The organism is Pseudomonas sp. MYb541 (assembly GCF_037479595.1).
GTDB lineage: Bacteria > Pseudomonadota > Gammaproteobacteria > Pseudomonadales > Pseudomonadaceae > Aquipseudomonas > Aquipseudomonas canadensis.
In genome coordinates this window covers 39,444-62,234 of sequence record NZ_JBBGYS010000042.1, presented here as the reverse complement: position 1 = coordinate 62,234, position 22,791 = coordinate 39,444, and the positions used below count along the sequence as shown (strand labels likewise).

Genomic DNA, 22,791 nt, shown 5'->3' with positions numbered 1-22,791 from the left:
CCAGGCGCCCATTGCCGCGAACGGCGTACGCAACAATTGCCCACCCGGGAACGGGTAGTGCGGCAGGTCGGCAAACGCATCGAAGCGCTCTGCCTGGCCTCTGAGGGCTTCCGCCAGTACCTTGCCGGCCAAGTGCGTGTACGTCACGCCGTGGCCGCTGCAGCCCTGCGAGTAGTAGATGTTGTCGCCCAGGCGCCCCACCTGCGGCAAGCGCGACAGGGTGAGCAGGAAATTGCCGGTCCAGGCGTAGTCGATCTTCACATCCTTGAGCTGCGGGAACGCCTTGAGCATCTTTGGACGGATGATCGCCTCGATATTTGCCGGATCACGCGCGCCATACACCACGCCACCGCCGAAGATCAGGCGCTTGTCGCGGGTGAGGCGGTAGTAGTCGAGCAAATAGTTGCAGTCTTCGACGCAATAATCCTGCGGCAGCAGCGTTTTTGCCAGTTCGTCACCGAGGGGCGCGGTAGTGATCACTTGCGTGCCGCACGGCATCGACTTGGCCGCCAACTCCGGCACCAGGTTGCCCAAGTAGGCATTGCCCGCGACGATAATGAACTTGGCCCTGACCTTGCCCTGCGCGGTATGCACCACCGGATTGGCGCCGCGCTCGATTCGTACGGCTGCCGATTGTTCGTAGATCGTGCCGCCCAGAGATTCCACGGCCGCCGCTTCGCCGAGTGCCAGGTTGAGCGGATGGATGTGGCCTCCGCTCATGTCTAGCAAGCCACCCACATAGTTGTCACAGGCCACCACTTCACGGATGCGGCGCTCGTCCAGCAGCTCCAGCTGTGTGTGGCCGTAGCGCTCCCACAGGCGCTTCTGCGACTCCAGGTGGCCCATGTGTTTGCTGTTGAGTGCGGCGAATACGCCGCCATCCTTCAGGTCGCACTGGATTTGGTACTTGGCCACGCGTTCGCGGATGATCTTGCCGCCTTCGAATGCCATCTGCCCCAGCAGTTGCGCTTGTTTGGGCCCAACGCTGCGCTCGATCACGTCGATATCGCGGCTGTAGCTATTGACGATCTGCCCGCCGTTGCGGCCCGAGGCGCCGAACCCCACCTTGGCGGCTTCGAGCACCGTCACGCGAAAACCGTTCTCCAGCAGAAACAGCGCACTGGAGAGGCCGGTGTAGCCGGCGCCAATCACGCACACATCGGTTTCGACCTCACCTTGCAGTGCCGGGCGAGGCGGAACGGCATTCGCGGATGCGGCGTAATACGACTGGGGGTAGGGGGTGTTCGCCATCCTGGAACCTCTGTTTTATATTTTTTACGAGTGCGTCGATCCTACCTGAGTTGAAAATTGCCTGCCAGCCACCCGAAATTCACGGGTGTGCTCCGCGCAAATAAAAAATTCGCATATTCATAGGGTTAGCTGCAAAAAAGATGTTGACACCCCTCCGGAATTCCGTAGAATGCCGCCTCACAGCAGGCACGTAGCTCAGTTGGTTAGAGCACCACCTTGACATGGTGGGGGTCGTTGGTTCGAGTCCAATCGCGCCTACCAAACAAAATCCGCTCTGCTGGGCGGTCTAGAAGGGCTCACCGAAAGGTGGGCCCTTTTTTGTTGTGTGCGATTTCTAAAGCCCCGCCTCAGCCGGTCTCGCCAAGAAACATCTGCAACAACACCAGTTCAACCAGCGCCACCAACAGCAAAAACATCACGAACCCGAATGAGAACACGCGTTTTCGACGTGGTGGTGTGTAATCGCTCGCGAACTCGAGCAGATTGAACAGAGTGCCGATGAGCCTCCAGATAAATTCTAGAAATTCGCTCACGGTGGCGATTTACTTGGCCTTGGCGCTTTTGATATCGCTGATCATCTGCTTGGCGATCGCCTGTACTTGCTTCTGTGTCATGGCCGAGGCAATGCCTTCCCAGGCGGACGACGAAGTGTCGTAGGTGCGCGAGCCAATCGGTGCGCCGGATTTCAGGTCGGAGTAATCGGCGCGAGAGAACACCCAGGCATTACCTACCAGCGCACCCGCGACGTAGCGCGAGCCCGGCTCGATGTAACGGAACTTGCTCACATTGATGTTGATGCCGACACCGTCTTCGCCGCTGGGAGCCACTGCGGAGCTTTCAGTGACATTGAAGCCGGCTTGGCGGGCTTCGACCTGGAGCGCATTGTTCCAGTCGCGCTTTAGCAGGTTCCAGTCCGGGTTTTGCTCGACCTGGCCTTCGCCTTTGATGCTCACCACCAAGTTGTGTTTGGCGGCGTCCGGGATCGCCAGGGCGGCGCTGCCACCACTTTTCACCTTGGCGGCGCAACCACCCAGCATGGACAGCGCAACGGCGCAGGAGATAGCGATCAGGATTTTTTGGGTTTTCATTGAATTTCCATATCCACAACGTTAACGGGAGGGCCGCAAAGGCCTGAGAAGCGGGCGGCGCTAAGATGCGCGAATCCCGTCAGGTCTGTCCACATCTTGTTACGTGTACCGCGTCCAATCACCCACAAAAATTATTGGTTCGCAGCAACAATTTTTCTTGTTGGACACCTCCCGTCCCCAGGCAGCAAAGTTGCCGCCACTGACGCTCGACCTTTCGGGTCAACAATAAAAAACCGAGCCGACTGCACGCCACTTCTTGCTGTGAACCCTTTGTTCACATCCTGCTGTAATGGCGCCGCAGCGCGCACTTAAGGACCTCACGCCATGCAAACTGTTGTGAACTTATGGCCGTTGATCGGCGTACTTGTGATCGTGGTTGGCTTTATCTTGCGCTTCAACCCGCTGTTGGTGGTCACCGCCGCCGCCATCGCCACCGGGCTTGCCGCCCATTTCCCACTGGAAAAAATCCTCGCGACCATGGGCGATGGCTTCCTTCAGACCCGTGCCCTGCAATTGATCCTGTTGTTGCCCCTTGCCGTTATCGGCCTGCTGGAGCGTCACGGGCTGCGCCTGCATGCGCAGAACTGGATCGCACGCTTCGAGCGCGCCACGGTGGGGCGCCTGCTGATCATCTATCTGTTTGTGCGTGAATCCACTGCTGCCATGGGCTTGACCAGCTTGGGCGGGCACCCGCAGATGGTGCGCCCGCTGCTGGCGCCGATGGCCGAAGGTGCAGCAGAAAAACGCTACGGCAAGTTGCCGGACAAGCTGCGTCACAAGGTGTTGGCCATGTGCGCCGCGACTGACAACGTCGGCCTGTTTTTTGGTGAAGATATTTTTGTCGCATTTGGCGCCATCGCATTGATGCACACCTTCCTGCTCGGCTCAGGGATTGATGTTGAGCCTCTGCACATTGCGGTGTGGGGTATCCCTACTGCGATCTGTGCCTTCATCATTCATGCGATCCGTCTGCATCGGTTTGATCGAAGGCTCACCCGTGAGATGACATCTGCCACTACGCCAGTGGAGGCCGCGCAATGATCATTTCCATTCAATACCTGTACTGGCTCGCTGGGGTTCTGCTGCTGATCACCGCGGGGATGATCTTGATGGACCGGAGCCATCCCAAGCGTTGGTCCAGTGCGTTGTTCTGGCTGTTGTTCGCTATTCCGTTCCTGATCGGCGAGCGCCTACCGTCGGTCGCCATCGGCGCTGGCGTCGTGGTGATGGCATTGATCGCCGGCATGGGCGGCGTCGGCCGTGGCAAGCATGCCGAGTTGCATGACAAGGCATCCCGCGCCAGTGCCGGTCGCCTGGGTCACAAACTCTTCATTCCTGCGTTGGCTATTCCGCTGACCACGGTGATCGGCTCGGTATTGCTCAAGCACACCGAGATCGGCGGCGTGCCGCTGCTGGATCCGAAAAACACCACCTTCGTTTCCCTTGGCATCGGCTGCTTGATCGCACTTGGCCTGGCCTGCTGGCTCACTCGTGATACGCCGGTGCAAGCCTTGCGCGAATCCCGCCGTCTCACCGAAGCCCTCGGCTGGGCGATGGTGCTTCCGCAAATGCTCGCGATGCTCGGCTTGCTGTTTAACGAAGCCGGGGTCGGTACGGCCGTTGCGCACGTCACCACGACCTACATCAACATGGATTTCAAGTTGGTGGCGGTGATGGTCTATGTGCTGGGCATGGCCTTGTTTACGGTGATCATGGGTAATGGATTCGCGGCTTTCCCTGTGATGACGGGCGGTGTTGGCGTGCCGGTACTGGTGGGTATCTACGGCGGTAACCCGGCCGTAATGGCAGCGATTGGTATGTTCTCCGGCTACTGCGGCACACTGATGACGCCGATGGCCGCCAACTTCAATATCGTGCCTGCTGCGTTGCTTGAACTGCCGGACAAGAACGCCGTGATCAAGGCTCAACTGCCCACGGCGCTGATGATGTTGGTGGTCAATATTGTGCTGCTTTACCTATTGATGTGAGGCGAAGATGCAAACCGTATTGCTGACGGGCTTTGAGCCCTTTGATAAAGACTTGGTTAATCCGTCCTGGGAGGCTGTGCGCCAACTGGACGGTGTGCAACTGGCGCCCGATGTGCAGATAGTTGCGCGTCGATTGCCTTGCGCATTTGCCACTGCGGGTGAGTGCCTGACCCGGTTGATCGATGAGTTGCGTCCGGCGATGGTGATCGCTACTGGTCTGGGACCGGGCCGTAGCACTCTCTCTATCGAGCGGGTGGCGATCAATGTCAACGATGCTCGTATTCCGGATAACCTGGGCGAGCAGCCTGTCGATACGGCGGTCATCGCTGATGGCCCGGCGGCCTACTTCACGACGCTGCCGATCAAGGCGATGGTCAAGGCCGTGCGTGAAGCGGGGATCGCTGCCTCGGTATCACAGACGGCGGGGACATTTGTGTGTAATCAGGTGTTTTATCTCTTGCAGCATGCGCTTGCAGGGTCGGGAGTGCGCAGTGGGTTTATCCACGTACCGTTTCTGCCAGAGCAGGTGGCGGGTTCGCAGCAGCCTTCAATGGTGCTGGGTATGATGGTTGCGGGACTGCAGGTAGCTTTACTGGCGGCGTGGCAAACGCTTGTGGATGTAAAGGAGGCGGGCGGGCAGGTCGGTTGACCGGCCCAGCGCCTCTCACATCGCAAATAATCGGGTAAGTCCGAAGGTGATGGCGCAAGCCAGGCCTGTCATTGCGAATGCAGTTGCCACGTACCACTTGATAAGGTTCAGCTCAGTGGTTGCCAGGTCTGCCTTGGAAGCGAAATGTTTATCCATGGCGTCTGCCTTGCTCGAAACGGTGATCAGCTTCTCGTTCATTTCAGCCAGCCCCTTTTCCAGTAGACCTAATCGTATTTCCATTCCCGAATCTCCATTGTTTTTACTGTTGCCGGCTCTGCCTTGAGCCCCTTGGGAAGCCAGAATAGTGTGGCTTTCGTCCAGCGATAAGGGACAAACCTTTGCAAAATAACACCGGGGGTCTGCCGCTCAGTGTTCCCGCTTCGGAAAGAACAAATCAAAACACGTCACCCCGGCCTCACTGCTCACGCTGTATTGCCCGTTATGCAACTGCATGATGGTCGCCACAATCGACAAGCCCAATCCGTTGGATTGCGCTGACCGTTCCCGTGATTCATCCACACGGTAAAAACGTTCGAACAGTCGCGGCAGATGCTCGGCAGCGATGGTCTCACCGCGGTTGCTGACCTTCAGGTGAATGCCCTCGGCATCGGGAATCGCCCGTATTACCAACTCGGTGCTCGGCGCACCATATTTAATGGCGTTGGCACACAGGTTCGCCAGGGCCCTGCGCAGTAGCATCGGCTCCGCCCAGATCACCCCGTTACCTTCAGCGCGAATGCTGATATCCCTATCCGCCGCCAAGCCTTCGAAGTACTCGGCGATGCGTTCCACTTCATCTGCGGCATTGAGTTCCTGACGCTGGCGCAGGGCGCTGGCCGGGTCGGTGCGCGCCAGGAACAGCATGTTGTCGAGCATCCGCGCCAGGCGTTCAAGCTCTTCGACATTGGACGCCAGCAGTTGCTGATAGCTCTCGATGCTGCGGTTTTGTTGCAGGGCAACCTGGGTTTCGCCCAACAGGTTGTTGATGGGCGTGCGCAGTTCGTGGGCCATGTCGGTGGATACCTGGCCCAGTTGGACAAAACCCTTGGCTAGCCGCTCCAGCATGGTGTTAAACGAATCAATCATCGGCAACAATTCTTTTGGTGCGCCGTGGCTGTCGAGGCGTTCGGCGAGATTGCCGACGCCGATGCCTTGGGCGTGCCGGGCCAGGCGGCGCAACGGTACAAGTCCACGATGCACCAGTAGATAACCGGCCACCGCCAAAATGATTGCGGCGATGCTCGCCAGGATATAAACGCTCAAGCGATAGCTGGCGAGCATGGCGGTGCGCTCTGTCATCAGGCGCCCCGTGGTGACTTGCAGGCTGCCCAGGTCGCCGGAGTCGATGGACGCGGCCACGGTCGCGAACGGCACACCGTTAATGCTGGGGAAGTGGTGCACGTCAGCAAACGTCAGCTCGTGGTTCTTGGGCACCGGGGGAACGGAAGGCAGGTCGATATTACCGGGATTGACCGTCAGCAAGGGTTTTTGCCCAGGCGCGGCGATGCTCAGTATCGATTCACGGTTGCCCAGCATGTTCTGGAACAGCTCCGGCTTGGTCTTGATCAGGTCCAGGGTATTGTTGTCGTTGAGCAGGTTGCGCAGTTGGTCGACGCGGGAAATCAATGCGGCATCGTCCCGCTTGATCAACTCTCGCTCCAGCTCGCGGTACAGCGCCACACCCAGGGTTGCCAGCAAGACGAAGGCGAGCAGGGCGAAGATAAGTGCCAGACGCAGCGTCAAGGAGTAATGGCGACGTTTGTTCATGGCTGGGTATCGAAGCGGTAGCCGATGCCGCGCACGCTGTGGATCAGCTTGAGCTGGAACGGGTCGTCGATTTTCAAGCGCAGGCGCCGCACGGCGACGTCTACCACGTTGGTGTCGCTGTCGAAGTTCATGTCCCACACCCGCGATGCGATCATCGAACGGGACAGCACCTGGTCCTGGTGAGTTGCGAACAGGTGCAGCAGGGCGAACTCTTTATTGGTTAGGGTAATGCGCGTGCCGGCGCGGGTAACGCGGCGCTTCAGTACGTCGATCTGCAGGTCAGCGATCTGCAGCTGTTCCTCGTCCCGGCTCGGGCCACGGCGGGTCAGTGTACGCAAGCGTGCTACCAGTTCGGCGAAGGAAAACGGTTTGATCAGGTAATCGTCGGCGCCCAGTTCCAGGCCCTTGATGCGGTCGGCAATGTCATCGCGGGCCGTCAGAAAAAGTACCGGTGTGTCGGCTTCCTTGCGCAGGCGGCGCAGCACTTCCCAGCCGTCCATTTTCGGCATCATCACATCCAGTACGATCACGTCGAACGGGGTTTCCAGGGCCTGGTGCAAACCGTCCACGCCGTCGCGGGCGAGACTGACGGAATAGCCCAGCTCCTGCAGGCCATTGAGCAAGTAGTTGCCGGCCTTGGGTTCGTCTTCGACTACGAGGATGTTCATGGGTAATGCCCTGTTTCAATGCGTGGCGCAAGTGTAGCCCGATCAATTGTCACTGGCGCAACCGATGCCCTGCACCTGGTAGTCCAACACGTGTTCGCGGCCTTGGCTGTCGAGGTAGTTGAGGCGGGCGGGGACGATGCCGCATTGGCCATAAGTGTCGGTGCTCGACAGCACTTTGGCCACGTCCAGGTGGACGAAGAAGCCGGTTTTGTCGTGGATGACAGGTTCGGCGGCAAGCACGGAACCGGTAGCGAGCAAAGCGGTAAAGCCGAGGATAAACAGTTTCATGGTGGTATTTCTCTTAAAGGGTTGGCTGCCAGGTCATGGCAGTGACTTCACAGTAACCAGGCGCCCCGAACAGCCAACCAACAGGATGATGACAAGTTTGTAATGCAAGGCTTAAGGCTGGCGGCCCGAGGCTTCGAGGATCAGGTCGGTGATTTCCTTCGGGTGGGACACCAGTGACAAATGGCTCGATGGCAGCTCGATGGTGGTGGCGTTCATACGCTTGGCGAGGAAGCGCTCAAGGTCAGGGTTGATGGTCTGGTCATTCGCCGACACCGCGTACCACGACGGCTTGGTGTGCCAGGCCGCATTGACAGTGCGGCCGCTGAACAGGGTCTTGGTAATGGGTTGCTGCACGGCATACAGCTCCATGGCCTTGGCGTGTGGCACATCGGCGGCGAAGTACTTGAGGAAGGCGTCCTGGCTCAGGGTGAGGTAGCCGTCGTGGTCTTCGACGCCAGCGCGAACAGGCATGGTCGGGTACTTGGCTGAGAGCGCGACGAAGTCTTCGTTGGCGTCTGGAGCCCGGGCGGCCACGTAGACCAGGGCGCTGACTTTCGGGTTGACCCCGGCGTCGCTGACCACGGTGCCTGCATAGGAATGGCCGACCAGCACGGTCGGGCCGTCTTGTTGATCCAGCACACGGTGGGTGGCGGCAACATCGTCGGCCACCGAGGTCAGCGGGTTTTGCACGGCAGTGACGTGCAGCCCCGCGGCCTGGAGGCGGGTAATCACCTCGGACCAACTCGAACCGTCAGCCCAGGAGCCGTGCACCAGCACCACATTATTGGCTTTGACCGGTGCGACGGCGCCCGCCATGGCGCTGCCAGTGCCCAGCATCAGCAGGCTGGCGGCGATCAGGCAGAGTTTGCTTGCAGGTTTCATAGGTGGACCCTTTTCATCAGTAGGAAGTGGCGTCATCCGATGTGGGTGACTGACGACTTAACTGTATGAAGTGAGGGTGGTGGCAAGACTTACCGCTTGATTACAAAGCTGTAATGCAAGCGCGTCGGTGGCGTTTACAACCGCCCAGGTGATCCGTAGATTGCAGTGGGCCCATTATTTGTCTCCGCCCATGAGGAAACTGCGCAGTGTCCATCCGAGGTTCAGCTGTATACAACCGCCGTTACCGTGCCTTTCTGTTCGATATGGACGGGACGTTGCTCAACTCCATTGCCGCCGCCGAGCGGGTGTGGAGCATCTGGGCCAAGAACCATGGTCTGGAAGTGGCGGCGTTTCTGGCCACCATTCACGGTGCCCGTGCGATCGATACCATCACCCGTCAGGCATTGCCGGGCGTCGATCCCGAGGTGGAGGCACAGTGGATTACCCAGGCTGAAATCAATGATGTCGAAGGTGTCGTGGCGATTCCCGGCGCCGTCACGTTTTTAAACAGTCTGCCGGATGATCAATGGGCGCTGGTTACCTCGGCGCCCAGGGAGCTGGCGCTACGTCGACTGCAAGCGGCGGGCATTGCGCCGCCGGCAATAATGGTCACCGCCGAAGATGTCGCGATCGGCAAACCGAACCCCGACTGTTACGTGCTGGGGGCGCAACGATTGGGCGTACCGGTGCAGGATTGCCTGGTGTTTGAAGATGCGACAGTAGGCATCCGGGCGGGAGAGGCTGCGGGGGCGGACGTGATGGTTGTGACGTCGACGCATCATGCGCCCATGCTCACCGAGCATTCTTCGATAGACGGGTACGAACAGCTAAGCGTGCTGCGTGACGCGGACGGTTTGCTGTACTTGCAGGACGGGGCCGCCTGACATGAAAAGGTCGAGTCCTAATGGGGCTTGGCTTTCGTTGGGCGTTGGCTGGATCCGTTCACATCCTCGTGGATGTGTTCCTGAATACACACGGATGGCAGGAGGGCAGGCAAGCGATTCGGCAGTGAGTGAAACGACCAGTTCCAGGCGTGAACACAGCTTCATCTTTCCATGAAGATGAACGCAGGGGGGACGTGATTCACGCAACAAAGACAGAGCCGTTCAAAGAAGTTTTCGCCAGCCGTTACAGTGAACGAAAGGGCTGGCTACTGGGAGGGCTTCAAGGCGTCTGGTTTTTGTCCGGAGCAGTCAGGCCAGCCTGAATGCGCTGGTAGATTTCCTCGCGATGTACGGCAACATCCTTGGGTGCGTTAATGCCGATTCGTACTTGCTGGCCGCTTACGCCCAGGATGGTGATCGTGATGTCATCACCGATGTTTATGCTTTCACCAACTTTGCGGGTGAGTATAAGCATGGACTTCTCCTTGATTACTTTTAAGGACACATGTTTCAGACAGGGCAGGTGTCGGATGTGTGTAGCTTACTGCTAAGCGCTTCCCTGTGACTGCCTCTTTTAGGACGCATAGAGGCGACATTAATTCCCATGGCGGCATCATACAGGTCTGCGGTACATGATTCGCATTGTTTAAGCCAACGTTTATGACGGCCAGAATAGACAGTGAATGATAAAGTCGCCTCTTTATCTTTGAAGGAGCAGGGCAGTGCGTAAAGTAGCGATGGCAATTGCGGTGTTGGCATTGGCCGGTTGCGGTGAAGGCAAAAGCGTCGATGCGCCCAAGGCCAAGCCTGCCGTGACTGAAAGCCAGCCTCAAACCGGCGCAATTGCCGCTCAGGAATGGGATATTCGGGTAGGCCCGCCCGACCACAAGCTGCAGGCAATCACCGACCTCACGGCCTGGTTGCTGGAACATGGTTTCAATTTTTATATCGTGAAGATGGACGGCAAGGATGAAGTCCTGCTGGGGCCGTTCGCATCCAAGGCGGAGGCTGAGGCCAAGCAGACGCTGCTTAACGAGAAGATGGCCCGCGCCAAGAAAACTGACACGGTGTCAGAGATCATTGAGCACAAGGCCGCCCAGTAATAGCCTGGCGGGGCGCAAGCCCCGCACACATTCAACCGCAAGCTTTAAGGTTCACCGGGCCGACAAACTCATTGCCGCGCCCCATCACACACGCCACGGTCTGGTTGCGCTGGCGTTCCCAGGCTTGCACTGGGTAGGTCTTGTTCCAGGCTTCGTACAACTGGCGATCCTGTTTTGACAGGCGCAAGCCGTACTGCTTGCTCATGTAGAAATACGTGCGGGCGATCATTCCCCGGATGGATGGGCGTGGCATCACCTTCTTGGCTTTGAAGTCCACCTGGGTCAGGCATGAGCCGTACTGCCCGCTTTGCACTGGCAGCCAACCAAAACTGAAGTTGTTACGGTCTCCATTGACCTCGCCGATGCTCGGTACCAGGTTGTGCAGGTCGGCCTCGGCGCGCTTGAACACGTCGTCGTGTCGCGTGCAGTTTTTGCGCCCGCCGTCCTGCCAGCACTGGCGCTGATGCCCGATTTGCCAAGCCGGAACGATATGCTCCCACTCAATGCGTGCGGCGCGGTTGGCGTTTTTGCGTGGGATGTAGCCGCAGGCTTTCAAATCCACCCGGTTGCCAGTGTACTTGCAGCCGCAATAGAACTCGGTGGATTGGGGGGCGTAGAGTTTCCAGGCGACCTTCTTGGCTTCGCTGAAGGTACGGGGCGCCTGGGCGTGGGCGGTGATGGCAAAAAAAAGGCAGCACACAGCGATAAAACGGACACTCATTGAATCAATCTTCCTTCGGCACAACCCAGAAAATCTGCACACCGCCGTCGTCGCGATAAGCGAGGGTGACGTTGTCGTTTTCCGCGATTTCCTCCAGCAAACGCGCCCACTCATCTTCAGGTTCGTCCGGCAAACGGAAGATCAAGGCCGCCTTGGCTTTCTGCGCGTTGGTCGAATTGATGATCTTTTGCACACGAATGGCCAGGCGTTCGTAGGCACCGGGTGGGGTTGGCACTGCGGGAGAGGACTTTGCCACGGAGTATTCCTTAATAAGCTGTACGCACATACAGTATTTAACTGTAGGTGATTTCGCAACTACTTAAACTTCAAGAAGTCCGTCTGACAGCAATTCAGGCAATTTCGTGTAGGGCGGTAGAAGGGGTTTGTAGGAGCAAGCTTGCTTGCGAGAAGCTTGAGGGCGATGGGTTAATCCAGACAGACAGCGTCAGTGTTAACGACCTTCGCGAGCAAGCTCGCTCCTACAGAGGACGGCAGGAATCAGTATTCCCAGAACATCCGTTGCAACTCTTTGCTGTCCTGGGTCTTGGTCAGGGCGACCATCGCCAGGATGCGGGCTTTCTGTGGGTTGAGGTCGAGGGCCGCGACCCAATCGTATTTGTCGTCAGGCTGTTCGGCGTTACGCAGCACCATGCCGCCGGCATTCACATGGGAAGAACGAATGATCTGCACACCTTGCTTGCGCAGTTCTACCAGAGCAGGCACGACCTTGGAGGACACTGAGCCATTGCCGGTGCCAGCGTGGATGATCGCTTTGGCGCCAGCTTGAGCCAGAGCCTTGTAAGCGGTATCGCTCACGTTGCCATAGCCATAGGCAATCTCGACATCGGGCAGGCTCTTGATGTTTTTGATATCGAATTCAGAGTCCATGGTGTGGCGCTTGGCTGGCAAGCGGAACCAGTAGGATTTGCCTTCAACCACCATGCCCAGCGGGCCCCATGGGCTCTTGAATGCTTCGGTCTTGATATTGATCATCTTGCTGACGTCGCGACCCGACTGGATCTCGTCGTTCATGGTGACCAGCACGCCCTTGCCGCGTGCATCTTTGCTACCGGCCACGGCCACGGCGTTGTACAGGTTGAGCATGCCGTCTGCCGACATGGCGGTGCCTGGGCGCATGGAACCGACCACCACGATTGGCTTGTCGGTTTTTTCCACCAGGTTCAGGAAGTAGGCGGTTTCTTCCAGGGTGTCGGTACCGTGGGTGATCACGATGCCGTCCACGTCCTTGCTGTCAGCCAGTTCGGCGACGCGACGCCCCAGTTGCAGCAGGTTTTCATTGTTGATGCTTTCGGACGCAATTTGCATAACTTGTTCGCCGCGTACATTGGCGATCTGGCTAAGCTCAGGAACACCGGCGATCAATTGCTCGATGCCGACCTTGGCCGCCTGGTAGGTGGCACTGTTGGCCGCGCTGGCGCCGGCGCCGGCAATGGTGCCGCCGGTGGCAAGGATCACCACATTGGACAGTTTGGTCTTGGATTCAACTTCCTTTGCCTGGGCGGCAACGGGGAACAGCAGCAGGAGGGCTAAAGCGCCCGGAACAAAGTTTTTCAGTGCAGATTTCATTATTTTTCTCTCTGGTTTTTGATGAGTGCTGTAGCAGGTTCATCTAGAACACCCGGGCGGTTCTGAATGCCACGAGGCGATGGAGTAGAGCAGGATCTGTACCAGGCTGATTGTGTTTGTGGTTATAAAATAAGTATTTGATCTATAACGGTTTTTACTATTTTTCTGGTGGCTGGGATGAAGTAGGTGTCCGGCTTTCCGAACATCGGACTGTATTGCGTTCGGTTGTCCGAAAATGTTGACCGCTTGGCTTTTGAGTTTGCATGAATGATGTCGCGTAGCCTGTCGTTTTAGAGAACGACCGGAAGCGTGCAATGTTTAACTGCACCCAAGGGTCAGGCGTAAGGGAGGGCGTGGATGAAAGGCAGTTTTCAACCGTTGACAAATCTCGACAAGGTTCTCATAGTTTGAACAACGCAAACGTTTGCGGGATGTTTCACGGATTACTCCTGGAGTATCGTGACAGCTCGTATCAGCCACCCGGGTGGGAAGGCTGCCGAAGCGATCTTCGGTGCAAGCGTTGCTCACAATAATCATAAGATCGGAGTGAACCCATGAAGCTGCCATTCGCTGGACGTCTTCTTGCTGTCGCTGTGCTTGCTGCCGCATCCGCTGCCTTGCCTCTCTCCTCTGCATTTGCCGGTGACGCCGCCAAACCCAAGGTCGGCCTGGTCATGAAATCCCTCGCCAATGAATTCTTTGTCACCATGCAAGACGGTGCCAAGACGTATCAGAAAGAACACGCCGCCGATTTCGACATGATCACCAACGGGATCAAGAACGAAACCGACACCAGTGCGCAGATCGATATCGTCAACCAGATGATCCTCGCCAAGGTCAATGCCATCGTCATCGCGCCGGCTGACTCCAAGGCGCTGGTCACCGTGCTGAAGAAGGCTTCGGATGCCGGTATCAAGGTCGTCAACATCGACAACCGCCTGGACCCGGATGTGCTCAAAAGCAAAAAACTCGATATTCCGTTCGTAGGCCCGGACAACCGCAAAGGCTCCAAGCTGGTGGGCGACTACCTGGCCAAGCAACTGGCCTCGGGTGACAAGGTCGGCATCATCGAAGGCGTGCCGACGACCACCAACGCCCAGCAGCGTACTGCAGGCTACAAGGATGCGATGGACGCTGCCGGCATGAAGATCGTCTCCACCCAATCCGGCAACTGGGAAATCGACCAGGGCCAGAAAGTCGCGTCCGCCATGCTGAGTGAGTACCCGGACCTCAAGGCCCTGCTGGCCGGTAACGACAACATGGCGTTGGGCGCTGTCTCCGCCGTACGTGCGGCAGGCAAGGCCGGCAAAGTGCTGGTCGTGGGCTACGACAACATCGAAGCCATCAAGCCGATGTTGCAAGACGGTCGCGTACTCGCCACCGCTGACCAGGCCGCTGCCCAGCAAGCCGTGTTCGGTATCCAGAACGCGCTCAAGCTGGTCAAGGGTGAGAAAGTCGATTCCAAAGATGGCGTGATCGAAACCCCGGTCGAGCTCGTCCTCAAGAAGTAATCCTGGCAGTACCCAACAGCGCCCGCTCGCCCTGAGCGGGCGCCTGGAGATTTTCCTATGTCATCTTCCGCCCCGAACGCTGTCCTCTCGGTCAGCGGTATCGGCAAGACCTATGCCCAGCCGGTTCTGTCCGACATCACCCTGACGCTCAATCGCGGGGAAGTGCTGGCGTTGACCGGTGAGAACGGCGCAGGCAAAAGCACCTTGTCGAAGATCATCGGCGGGCTGGTCACGCCGACCACCGGGCACATGCAGTTCAATGGACAGGACTATCGCCCCGGCAGTCGCACCCAGGCCGAAGAACTGGGCGTGCGCATGGTCATGCAGGAACTCAACCTGCTGCCGACACTGACCGTCGCCGAAAACCTGTTCCTGGATAACCTGCCCAGCCACTGTGGTTGGATCAGCCGCAAACAACTGCGCAAGGCTGCGATCGAGGCCATGGCCCAAGTCGGCCTGGATGCTATCGACCCGGACACACTGGTCGGCAGCCTGGGTATTGGCCATCAGCAGATGGTCGAGATCGCCCGTAACCTGATTGGCGACTGCCACGTACTGATCCTCGACGAACCCACGGCGATGCTCACTGCCCGTGAAGTCGAGATGCTGTTTGAACAAATCACCCGCCTGCAGGCCCGGGGCGTGGCGATCATCTACATTTCACACCGGCTGGAAGAGCTGGCCCGTGTGGCCCAACGCATTGCGGTATTGCGCGACGGCAAGCTGGTCTGTGTCGAGCCGATGGCCAACTACAACAGCGAACAGCTGGTCACTTTGATGGTCGGTCGCGAGCTGGGCGAGCACATCGACCTGGGCCCGCGCACCATTGGTGGCCCGGCCCTGACGGTGAAAGGCCTGACCCGCTCGGACAAAGTCCGCGACGTGTCCTTCGAAGTGCGTGCGGGCGAGATTTACGGCATCTCCGGCCTGATCGGTGCCGGTCGTACTGAACTGTTGCGCCTGATCTTCGGCGCCGACCTGGCCGACAGCGGCACCGTGGCGCTCGGCTCGCCGGCCCAAGTGGTGAGCATCCGCTCGCCAGTGGACGCGGTGGGTCATGGCATTGCCCTGATCACCGAGGACCGCAAAGGCGAAGGCCTGCTGCTGACTCAATCCATCAGCGCCAACATTGCCCTGGGCAACATGCCGGAAATTTCCGGCGGTGGCGTCGTCAACAGTCGCAATGAAACCGCGCTGGCCAAGCGTCAGATCGATGCCATGCGCATCCGCAGTTCCAGTCCGGCGCAGTTGGTCTCCGAGCTGTCCGGTGGTAACCAGCAGAAAGTGGTGATTGGCCGCTGGCTGGAGCGTGATTGCTCGGTAATGCTGTTCGATGAGCCGACCCGTGGTATCGACGTCGGTGCCAAGTTCGATATTTATGCCTTGCTGGGCGAGTTGACCCGCCAGGGCAAAGCGCTGGTGGTGGTGTCCAGTGACCTGCGCGAACTCATGCTGATCTGCGACCGCATCGGTGTGTTGTCCGCCGGGCGCTTGATCGAGACCTTCGAGCGCGACAGCTGGACCCAGGACGAATTGCTCGCCGCCGCTTTCGCCGGCTATCAGAAACGTGATGCGCTGCTCAATGACGCAGTGCTTAGGGATACCCCATGAAAACCACAACTTCCCCCGGCAAGACTGGCGGCAATTTCTATGGCCTGGGTACTTACCTGGGCCTGGCGGGCGCCTTGCTGGCGATGATTGCGCTGTTCTCGGTACTGAGCGACCACTTCCTGTCCTATGACACCTTCAGCACCCTGGCCAACCAGATTCCAGACCTGATGGTGCTGGCGGTGGGCATGACCTTCATCCTGATCATCGGCGGCATCGACCTGTCGGTAGGTTCTGTACTGGCCCTGGCGGCGTCGGCCGTCAGCGTGGCGATTCTCGGCTGGGGTTGGAGCGTGTTGCCGGCTGCCGTGCTGGGCATGGGCTGTGCGGCATTGGCGGGCACCATTACCGGCTCGATCACCGTGGCCTGGCGCATTCCGTCGTTCATCGTGTCCCTCGGTGTGCTGGAAATGGCCCGTGGCGTGGCGTACCAAATGACCGGCTCGCGTACCGCTTACATCGGTGATTCGTTTGCCTGGCTGTCCAACCCGATTGCCTTTGGTATCTCGCCGTCATTCATCATCGCCTTGCTGGTGATCATCGCTGCGCAGCTTGTACTGACGCGTACCGTGTTTGGTCGTTACCTGATCGGTATCGGCACCAACGAAGAGGCCGTGCGTCTGGCGGGGATCAATCCCAAGCCCTACAAGATCCTGGTGTTCAGCCTCATGGGCCTGCTGGCCGGTGTGGCCGCGCTGTTCCAGATCTCGCGCCTGGAAGCGGCGGACCCGAATGCCGGCTCCGGCCTTGAGCTGCAAGTGATTGCGGCGGTGGTGATCGGCGGTACCAGCCTGATGGGCGGGCGCGGCTCAGTGATCAGTACCTTTTTTGGTGTGTTGATTATTTCGGTATTGGCCGCCGGCCTGGCGCAGATCGGTGCCACGGAGCCCACGAAGCGCATCATTACCGGCGCCGTGATCGTGATTGCCGTGGTCCTCGATACCTACCGCAGCCAGCGCGCCAGTCGGCGGGGCTGAACCATGGCAACGATCAAGGATGTGGCAGCGCTTGCGGGTATCTCCTACACCACGGTGTCCCATGTGGTGAACAAGACGCGCCCGGTCAGCGAGCCGGTACGTATCAAGGTCGAAGCGGCGATCAAGCAGCTCGACTACGTGCCCAGTGCCGTAGCGCGTTCACTCAAGGCCAAGACCACGGCCACCATCGGTTTGCTGGTGCCCAACAGCCTCAACCCGTATTTCGCGGAGTTGGCCCGGGGCATTGAGGATTACTGCGAGCGTAACGGCTACTGCGTGATCCTGTGCAACTCCGACGACAACGCTGAAAAGCAGCGCAACTATTTGCGCGTGTTACTGGAAAAACGCATCGACGGCTTGATCGTGACCTCGGTGGGCGGCGACGACAGCGGTCTTGCCGCCGGCTTGAGCGCGGTGCGTACGCCCATGGTGATCGTCGACCGGGCGCTGGATGGCATTGACGTGGACCTGGTGCGTATCGACCACGAGGAGGGCGCCTACCTGGCGACCCGACACTTGCTCGAACTGGGCCACCGAGATATCGCCTGCATCGGCGGTCCGGCCCATACCCGTGTCGCGCAGATGCGTCTGGCGGGGTATCACCGCGCGCTGCGAGAGGCGGGAGTCGACGTGGCAGCCAATCGCACCCAGGAGAGCGACTTCACCAGCACGGGCGGTTATGCCGCCGCCGTGCAGTTGTTGGCGCACAATCCGCCCAGCGCGATTTTTGCCAGTAACGACATGATCGGTTTCGGCGTGTTGCGCGCAGCAGCCGAGCGCAATATCCGCGTGCCGGGCGAGCTGTCAGTGATCGGTTTTGATGATATTCAAATGGGCCGTTACGTCTACCCGGCGTTGACGACGGTCGGGCAGTCGATCGTGCAACTGGGCGAGACGGCGGCCGAGTTGTTACTGCGAAGAATTGCGACACCCCACATGCCGATCGATCAACGCATCGTGACGCCGAGCATCGTATTGCGTGAGTCGACGGCGCCCGTCGCCGGAACATTCGCTCAATACCGCTGAACCGAATTGATGAGTACTGATGTATGCCAGCAAAAGTAGTGGTAGTAGGCAGCTTGAACATGGACCTGGTGACCCGCGCCAGCCGGCTGCCGCGTGCCGGTGAAACACTCATCGGGCAGACATTTTCCACCGTGCCTGGCGGAAAGGGCGCGAACCAGGCCGTCGCTTCGGCGCGACTGGGCGCCGATGTGTCGATGATCGGCTGCGTCGGCACCGATGCCTACGGCACTCAATTGCGTGACGCATTGCTGGTTGAGGGGATTGATTGCCAGGCCGTCAGTACCGTGGATGGCTCCAGTGGCGTGGCCTTGATCGTGGTGGATGACAGCAGCCAGAACGCGATTGTGATCGTGGCGGGCAGCAACGGCGAACTGACGCCGGCCTCGTTGCAGGCGTTCGACGCGGTACTGCAGGCGGCTGACGTGATCGTCTGCCAGCTGGAAGTGCCGATGAATACGGTGGGCTACACCCTCAAGCGCGGCCGTGAGCTGGGCAAGACGGTGATCCTCAACCCAGCCCCGGCCAGCGGCCCATTGCCGGCTGAGTGGTACGCGTCGATCGACTACCTCATTCCCAATGAAAGCGAAGCCGCCGCATTGAGCGGCGTGACGGTCGACTCGATTGACAGCGCCAAGGTGGCGGCGACCCAACTGATCCAGGCCGGAGCCGGTAAAGTGATCATCACCCTGGGGTCTCAGGGCGCGCTGTTTACCGACGGCCAGCGCTTTGAGCATCTGCAAGCGCCAAAGGTCAAGGCGGTCGACACCACGGCCGCGGGCGACACCTTCGTCGGCGGCTTTGCGGCGGCACTGGCCAACGGCAAGAGCGAGGCAGAGGCCATCCGTTTTGGCCAGGTCGCGGCGGCGTTGTCGGTCACCCGTGCCGGCGCACAACCCTCTATTCCAACGCTGCACGACGTACAAGGTTTTGTGCCCTCATGAAAAAGACACCTCTGCTCAATATTGCCCTGTCGCGTGTGATCGCCTCACTTGGGCACGGCGACATCCTGGTGATCGGTGATGCCGGCCTGCCGGTGCCACCTGGCGTCGAGCTGATTGACCTGGCGTTGACCCAGGGCATTCCGGATTTCATCAGCACCTTGCGTATCGTGCTCAGTGAAATGCAGGTGGAGTGCCATGTGTTGGCCGAAGAAATCCTGCTCAAACAACCGCTGGCGCTGGCTGAACTCAACACGCTCACAGAACAGGCTGCCCTCGGTGAACGACGCCTGGTCAGCCATGAAGAATTCAAGCAGCTCAGCCGCAAGGCGCGCGCCGTGGTGCGCACTGGCGAATGTCAGCCTTACTGCAATATCGCGCTGGTATCCGGCGTAACGTTCTAGCGTTCCCAACGACAAGGAGTGTTTTATGCAACGTGGTCTCCCAACCCTGAAAAACCTGTTCCGGAGTGTTTTGCTTTTGTCCGCACTCACTGCTGCAAGCGCCCAGGCGGCGGAAAAGATCGATCTGATCATCGATACCGACCCCGGTGCTGATGATGTAGTGGCCTTGCTGTTCGCCATGGCCTCCCCGGATGAGCTGAATATCCGTGCGCTGACCACCGTCGCCGGCAACGTGCGCCTGGACAAGACCTCTCGCAACGCGCGCCTGGCCCGCGAGTGGGCAGGGCGCGAGGAAATCCCGGTGTACGCCGGTGCGCCAGCGCCGCTGCTGCGCAAGCCGATCTACGCCGAGAACATCCATGGCAAGGAGGGTATTTCCGGTGTCACCGTGCATGAACCCAAGAAGGGCCTGGCGGACGGCAATGCCGTTGACTACCTGATCAAGACCCTGAGCACCGCCAAGCCGCACAGCATCACCATCGCCATGCTCGGCCCGCAGACCAACCTGGCGCTGGCACTGACCCAGGCGCCGGAAATCACCCAAGGCATCAAGGAAGTGGTGGTGATGGGTGGCGCGCACTTCAATGGCGGCAATATCACTCCGGTGGCGGAATTCAACCTGTTCGCCGACCCGGTGGCGGCCGAGATTGTGCTCAAGAGCGGCGTCAAGCTGACCTACCTGCCGTTGGACGTGACCCACAAGGTGCTGACCAGCGAAGCACGCCTGAAAAAGATCGCCGACATCAAGAACAACGCGAGCAAGGTGGTGGGCGATATTCTTAACGAATACGTCAAGGGCGACATGGAGCACTACGGTATTCCAGGTGGCCCGGTGCATGACGCTACCGTCATTGCTTACCTGCTCAAGCCTTCGCTGTTCAGTGGTCGTCAGGCCAATATGGTGGTGGATAGCCGTGAGGGGCCGACCTTTGGCCAGACCATCGTCGATTGGTACGACGGCCTGAAGCAGGAAAAGAATGTGTTCTGGGTTGAGAACGGCGACGCCCAGGGCTTTTTCGATCTGCTGACCGAGCGCCTGGCGCGTCTGAAGTAATGGTTCTACCGGTCGGCGCTCGCCGGCCGGTTCTTATTCGCGCTCGGGGTCGTGTGCCCCCATGTGATCGGCCGGGTATTTCTCGAATATCTGGCCGATGAACGCTTGCGCCGCCTGCGTGCCCAGTTCCTTGACCAGCAGGTCGATACCGATGATTGCCAATTCCTCTGGGCTGCCGGGGCTGTATGAGCTTTGCCCTTGGGGCCACTTGGCTTTGATGTCGGCTTGGAGCGTTACGGTGGTCATGACTGTCTCGCGGGGCTGAAAGTACTGGGTAGTGCGCTGGAACGCGGTGCTTACCGGGCCAGTTAACCATTTTGTATCGCGTTTGGCACTGATACTTAGGCATGAGGCGATTCGGAATGACGGCAGCGCTGTGCGACACTGTCTGCCTGTTTAATTGCCGGGGACACCACGTGCAGATCGATTTGAACAACCCCGAGAACCTGACATCGGCGAATGTGCGCCAACTGCTCGCCAGTGCCAACGACGACGTACATACCCAGTTACGGGTGACCAAAGCCGGAATCGCCTACATCTCCTCCGGGAAGGTTGTAGGCGGTGTAGACATCGACGGGCTGCTGTTTCGCCTGGAGACCTGGGCAAAAGGCTCAGGATACGTCGGCAATGTGGCTGCCAGTGATGAAGTCTGGGTGACCCAGATTCTCAATGCGTTGAAGCAGAATTGGCCGACGCCGGAATTTGATTACATCGATATCTACTGATTTCGTTCATATCTGGTCACGATTGACCGGGCGAATGCCTGTCGAGAGTCAGGCAGACTTGCCCAGCGGCGGTTTACGTCTTGAAACCAATCCGCACAATCGCTGTCGCACGATCTCTGTCCATTTTTTATCATAGGAGGCTTCATGCCTTGGAAGCTCGCATCATTCGGTACTTTGTTGGCAGCACTCGCGTTGGCGGGTTGCAGCACCCCGGGTGCCTCTGAGCCAGCCAAAGACGCCGCCGTGGCCGATGCCGGTCATAGCCGCTGTGAGTCGAAGGCCGCCGAATTCACCATCGGCCAGAAAGCTTCGCCCCAGTTGCTGGAGCAGGCGCGTACCCGTGCCGGTGCGCAGAATGCGCGCATCCTCAAGCCGAACGACATGATCACCCTGGAGTACCGCTCCGATCGCTTGAACCTGAACACCGACGACAATCTGGTGATCACACGGGTCAATTGCGGATAAGTCGCTCCAGGCTTTTGCAGCGCCCATAAAAAACCCCGTCACATGGACGGGGTTTTTTTAGCTCAGCGGAGAATTACTCGCCGCGAACCTGTGCAGCTTGCATACCCTTTTGGCCTTTCTCAGCCACGAAGGAAACGGTTTGGCCTTCTTTCAGGCTTTTGAAACCGTCGCTTTCGATAGCTTTGAAGTGTACGAACAGGTCGTCACCGCCACCTTGAGGAGTGATGAAGCCGAAGCCTTTTTCATCGTTGAACCATTTAACGGTGCCGGTTTGGCGATTAGACATGGTGTATCTCCAAGAAACATATATTTTCAGTAGTGCTGTGCTGCTCAGGCCAACTGGGCACACCGGGCTATCATAGTCGAAATGTTCGGCTTGGGAGCCCCCCCAAGGCATTGTTTGCTAATCAATAGCGTTGCGTTTAGTGCCCTGATCGGCTGAAAGCCGCGATTTACGGGGCTTAAGCTCGAAATATCAGCTGGTAAAAAAAGCCGTAAAACCTGTGTAATTTGTGAGAAATGGCAGTTTTCGGGCCATTTTTCCGGCAAAACAGCTGTGTGATCAGTCGCAAATCTTACTTTTTCTTCACGACTTTGCAGGACGAGATAGCCGCGACAGCTTTGTTTTTAAGCTCCGGGCTAGCGTTCTGATTGGTCATCAGTTCTTTGATTTCGGCAGTGCTCAGTTCGGCGTTGATCTTGTCAGCGCCACATTCGCAATGGGCTTTGGCGGTTTTGACGTCTACGTTCTGGCTGGCGGCGGCGCTGCAGTCGCTGACGAAGCTGTCGCGGGCACCGGCTGGCCAGTTCGACGGGGCTGCCGCCTGTGCGCCGAGGGAAAGGAGGGTCAGGGAAGCGGCGAGAGCGAGGGTAGAGGTAAAACGCATGATGAGGATGCTCCTTTGGGTCGAGGACGAACGGCGATTCTCGGAGGGTTTGAGGGCTCGCGTACAGCCCAAGTTCACTTTTGCAGCTATAAAGGGTGGAATTTGTATTTACGCAAGATAGCAGCGCCGCGATGACCGTTCATCTGTGCTAGCATCTTGCGCTTGGCTATTTCCAGGCGTGCCAATTGCCGCCTTGCCAGGTTCTTTTTAGCTCACTCCAGTCACTCTGGTTCGATTATCGGTTGGCCGAAAGGCTCCTGCCGCTGTAAGGCAGGCGTTCATCATTGAACGGCCTGGTGTTGGATCTTGTACTGGCTCAT

General features: G+C 58.6%; 29 protein-coding genes and 1 tRNA gene. 15 read left to right on the top strand and 15 right to left on the bottom strand.

Going from position 1 to position 22,791, the window contains the following annotated elements:
* Window positions 1-1,251 (bottom strand): NAD(P)/FAD-dependent oxidoreductase (locus tag WH299_RS23305; RefSeq protein WP_339551410.1); only part of this gene is annotated, 1,251 nt, incomplete at its 3' end.
* 184 nt (window positions 1,252-1,435) lie between these two features.
* Here WH299_RS23305 and WH299_RS23300 point away from each other — a divergent pair.
* Window positions 1,436-1,512: transfer RNA gene (locus WH299_RS23300), tRNA-Val, on the top strand.
* Window positions 1,513-1,598: 86 nt separating this feature from the next.
* Here the strand turns inward: WH299_RS23300 and WH299_RS23295 are convergent.
* Window positions 1,599-1,784, bottom strand: a complete 186-nt coding sequence (locus WH299_RS23295) for a hypothetical protein (RefSeq protein ID WP_068934138.1) — start codon at window positions 1,782-1,784, stop codon at window positions 1,599-1,601.
* A 9-nt stretch (window positions 1,785-1,793) separates the two neighbouring features.
* Entirely contained in the window at window positions 1,794-2,339 is a 546-nt protein-coding gene (locus WH299_RS23290) for a DUF4410 domain-containing protein (protein WP_028617108.1), read from the bottom strand.
* Between the two features lie 324 nt (window positions 2,340-2,663).
* On the opposite strand from WH299_RS23290, the gene WH299_RS23285 reads away from it, so the two are divergent.
* The 3 genes from WH299_RS23285 to pcp are packed head-to-tail and all read left to right on the top strand — an operon-like array spanning window position 2,664 to window position 4,976.
* Entirely contained in the window at window positions 2,664-3,380 is a 717-nt protein-coding gene (locus WH299_RS23285; protein WP_068934140.1) for a DUF969 domain-containing protein, read from the top strand.
* Window positions 3,377-4,327, top strand: a complete 951-nt coding sequence (locus tag WH299_RS23280; RefSeq protein WP_122726018.1) for a DUF979 domain-containing protein — start codon at window positions 3,377-3,379, stop codon at window positions 4,325-4,327. The genes WH299_RS23285 and WH299_RS23280 overlap by 4 nt, the downstream gene beginning before the upstream one ends.
* A gap of 7 nt (window positions 4,328-4,334) precedes the next feature.
* On the top strand, window positions 4,335-4,976 hold the full coding sequence (gene pcp, locus WH299_RS23275; RefSeq protein WP_339551409.1) for a pyroglutamyl-peptidase I: 642 nt from the start codon (window positions 4,335-4,337) through the stop codon (window positions 4,974-4,976).
* A gap of 15 nt (window positions 4,977-4,991) precedes the next feature.
* Here the strand turns inward: pcp and WH299_RS23270 are convergent, their stop codons facing one another.
* From WH299_RS23270 to WH299_RS23250, 5 genes are all read right to left on the bottom strand, one after another.
* A complete protein-coding gene (locus WH299_RS23270) occupies window positions 4,992-5,216 on the bottom strand; it encodes a hypothetical protein (RefSeq protein ID WP_028617104.1) in 225 nt (74 codons plus the stop codon).
* A 126-nt stretch (window positions 5,217-5,342) separates the two neighbouring features.
* Window positions 5,343-6,743, bottom strand: coding sequence for a heavy metal sensor histidine kinase (locus WH299_RS23265; RefSeq protein ID WP_339551408.1), 1,401 nt, complete (start codon window positions 6,741-6,743; stop codon window positions 5,343-5,345).
* Complete coding sequence (locus tag WH299_RS23260; RefSeq protein WP_033901736.1) at window positions 6,740-7,411, bottom strand: heavy metal response regulator transcription factor; 672 nt, start codon at window positions 7,409-7,411, stop codon at window positions 6,740-6,742. Before WH299_RS23260 ends, WH299_RS23265 begins: the two co-directional genes overlap by 4 nt.
* 42 nt (window positions 7,412-7,453) lie before the next feature.
* Window positions 7,454-7,699, bottom strand: a complete 246-nt coding sequence (locus WH299_RS23255) for a DUF2790 domain-containing protein (RefSeq protein ID WP_028617101.1) — start codon at window positions 7,697-7,699, stop codon at window positions 7,454-7,456.
* A gap of 111 nt (window positions 7,700-7,810) precedes the next feature.
* Window positions 7,811-8,581, bottom strand: a complete 771-nt coding sequence (locus WH299_RS23250) for an alpha/beta fold hydrolase (protein ID WP_339551407.1) — start codon at window positions 8,579-8,581, stop codon at window positions 7,811-7,813.
* A 206-nt stretch (window positions 8,582-8,787) separates the two neighbouring features.
* Between WH299_RS23250 and WH299_RS23245 the strand changes: the two genes are divergently transcribed.
* Window positions 8,788-9,465: an HAD family hydrolase gene (locus tag WH299_RS23245; RefSeq protein WP_123474319.1), complete on the top strand. Its 678-nt coding sequence runs from the start codon at window positions 8,788-8,790 to the stop codon at window positions 9,463-9,465.
* Between the two features lie 280 nt (window positions 9,466-9,745).
* Here the strand turns inward: WH299_RS23245 and csrA are convergent, their stop codons facing one another.
* Window positions 9,746-9,940, bottom strand: a complete 195-nt coding sequence (gene csrA / locus WH299_RS23240) for a carbon storage regulator CsrA (RefSeq protein WP_003192511.1) — start codon at window positions 9,938-9,940, stop codon at window positions 9,746-9,748.
* Window positions 9,941-10,202: 262 nt separating this feature from the next.
* Here csrA and WH299_RS23235 point away from each other — a divergent pair, with 262 nt between their 5' ends.
* Window positions 10,203-10,568: an SPOR domain-containing protein gene (locus WH299_RS23235; protein ID WP_032864195.1), complete on the top strand. Its 366-nt coding sequence runs from the start codon at window positions 10,203-10,205 to the stop codon at window positions 10,566-10,568.
* A 31-nt stretch (window positions 10,569-10,599) separates the two neighbouring features.
* Here WH299_RS23235 and WH299_RS23230 read toward each other — a convergent pair whose 3' ends face one another.
* The 3 genes from WH299_RS23230 to WH299_RS23220 form a co-directional block, all read right to left on the bottom strand.
* Window positions 10,600-11,289: an endonuclease gene (locus WH299_RS23230; RefSeq protein ID WP_122726030.1), complete on the bottom strand. Its 690-nt coding sequence runs from the start codon at window positions 11,287-11,289 to the stop codon at window positions 10,600-10,602.
* 4 nt (window positions 11,290-11,293) lie between these two features.
* Entirely contained in the window at window positions 11,294-11,545 is a 252-nt protein-coding gene (locus WH299_RS23225; protein WP_028617096.1) for a DUF1654 domain-containing protein, read from the bottom strand.
* Between the two features lie 242 nt (window positions 11,546-11,787).
* The gene (locus tag WH299_RS23220; protein ID WP_010209102.1) at window positions 11,788-12,876 is read right to left on the bottom strand and encodes an asparaginase; all 1,089 of its coding nucleotides are present in this window, start codon (window positions 12,874-12,876) and stop codon (window positions 11,788-11,790) included.
* A gap of 554 nt (window positions 12,877-13,430) precedes the next feature.
* Between WH299_RS23220 and WH299_RS23215 the strand changes: the two genes are divergently transcribed.
* From WH299_RS23215 to WH299_RS23185, 7 genes are read left to right on the top strand one after another with little or no spacing between them, the layout of a single operon-like run.
* On the top strand, window positions 13,431-14,387 hold the full coding sequence (locus WH299_RS23215; protein ID WP_126571667.1) for a sugar ABC transporter substrate-binding protein: 957 nt from the start codon (window positions 13,431-13,433) through the stop codon (window positions 14,385-14,387).
* Window positions 14,388-14,444: 57 nt separating this feature from the next.
* A complete protein-coding gene (locus WH299_RS23210; protein ID WP_016978156.1) occupies window positions 14,445-15,998 on the top strand; it encodes a sugar ABC transporter ATP-binding protein in 1,554 nt (517 codons plus the stop codon).
* Entirely contained in the window at window positions 15,995-16,972 is a 978-nt protein-coding gene (locus WH299_RS23205) for an ABC transporter permease (protein ID WP_010209107.1), read from the top strand. Before WH299_RS23210 ends, WH299_RS23205 begins: the two co-directional genes overlap by 4 nt.
* A gap of 3 nt (window positions 16,973-16,975) precedes the next feature.
* Window positions 16,976-17,998, top strand: a complete 1,023-nt coding sequence (locus WH299_RS23200; protein ID WP_016978154.1) for a LacI family DNA-binding transcriptional regulator — start codon at window positions 16,976-16,978, stop codon at window positions 17,996-17,998.
* Window positions 17,999-18,021: 23 nt separating this feature from the next.
* Window positions 18,022-18,939 carry a ribokinase gene (rbsK, locus tag WH299_RS23195; RefSeq protein WP_122726035.1) on the top strand — a complete coding sequence of 306 codons (918 nt, stop codon included), beginning with the start codon at window positions 18,022-18,024 and terminating at the stop codon, window positions 18,937-18,939.
* Complete coding sequence (gene rbsD / locus WH299_RS23190; RefSeq protein WP_339551406.1) at window positions 18,936-19,340, top strand: D-ribose pyranase; 405 nt, start codon at window positions 18,936-18,938, stop codon at window positions 19,338-19,340. Before rbsK ends, rbsD begins: the two co-directional genes overlap by 4 nt.
* A 25-nt stretch (window positions 19,341-19,365) precedes the next feature.
* Window positions 19,366-20,394 (top strand): nucleoside hydrolase, encoded by a 1,029-nt coding sequence (locus WH299_RS23185; protein WP_068934153.1) that lies wholly within the window; start codon window positions 19,366-19,368, stop codon window positions 20,392-20,394.
* Window positions 20,395-20,427: 33 nt separating this feature from the next.
* Here WH299_RS23185 and WH299_RS23180 read toward each other — a convergent pair whose 3' ends face one another.
* The gene (locus WH299_RS23180; RefSeq protein WP_010209115.1) at window positions 20,428-20,640 is read right to left on the bottom strand and encodes a hypothetical protein; all 213 of its coding nucleotides are present in this window, start codon (window positions 20,638-20,640) and stop codon (window positions 20,428-20,430) included.
* Window positions 20,641-20,810: 170 nt separating this feature from the next.
* Here WH299_RS23180 and WH299_RS23175 point away from each other — a divergent pair, with 170 nt between their 5' ends.
* Window positions 20,811-21,119 (top strand): hypothetical protein, encoded by a 309-nt coding sequence (locus WH299_RS23175; protein WP_339551403.1) that lies wholly within the window; start codon window positions 20,811-20,813, stop codon window positions 21,117-21,119.
* 144 nt (window positions 21,120-21,263) lie between these two features.
* A complete protein-coding gene (locus WH299_RS23170) occupies window positions 21,264-21,584 on the top strand; it encodes an I78 family peptidase inhibitor (protein WP_025857833.1) in 321 nt (106 codons plus the stop codon).
* A 73-nt stretch (window positions 21,585-21,657) separates the two neighbouring features.
* Here WH299_RS23170 and WH299_RS23165 read toward each other — a convergent pair whose 3' ends face one another.
* Together WH299_RS23165 and WH299_RS23160 are read right to left on the bottom strand one after the other, a co-directional pair.
* Complete coding sequence (locus tag WH299_RS23165; RefSeq protein WP_003234260.1) at window positions 21,658-21,870, bottom strand: cold-shock protein; 213 nt, start codon at window positions 21,868-21,870, stop codon at window positions 21,658-21,660.
* Between the two features lie 289 nt (window positions 21,871-22,159).
* A complete protein-coding gene (locus WH299_RS23160) occupies window positions 22,160-22,474 on the bottom strand; it encodes a hypothetical protein (protein ID WP_016978147.1) in 315 nt (104 codons plus the stop codon).
* Between the last annotated feature and the right edge of the window lie 317 nt (window positions 22,475-22,791).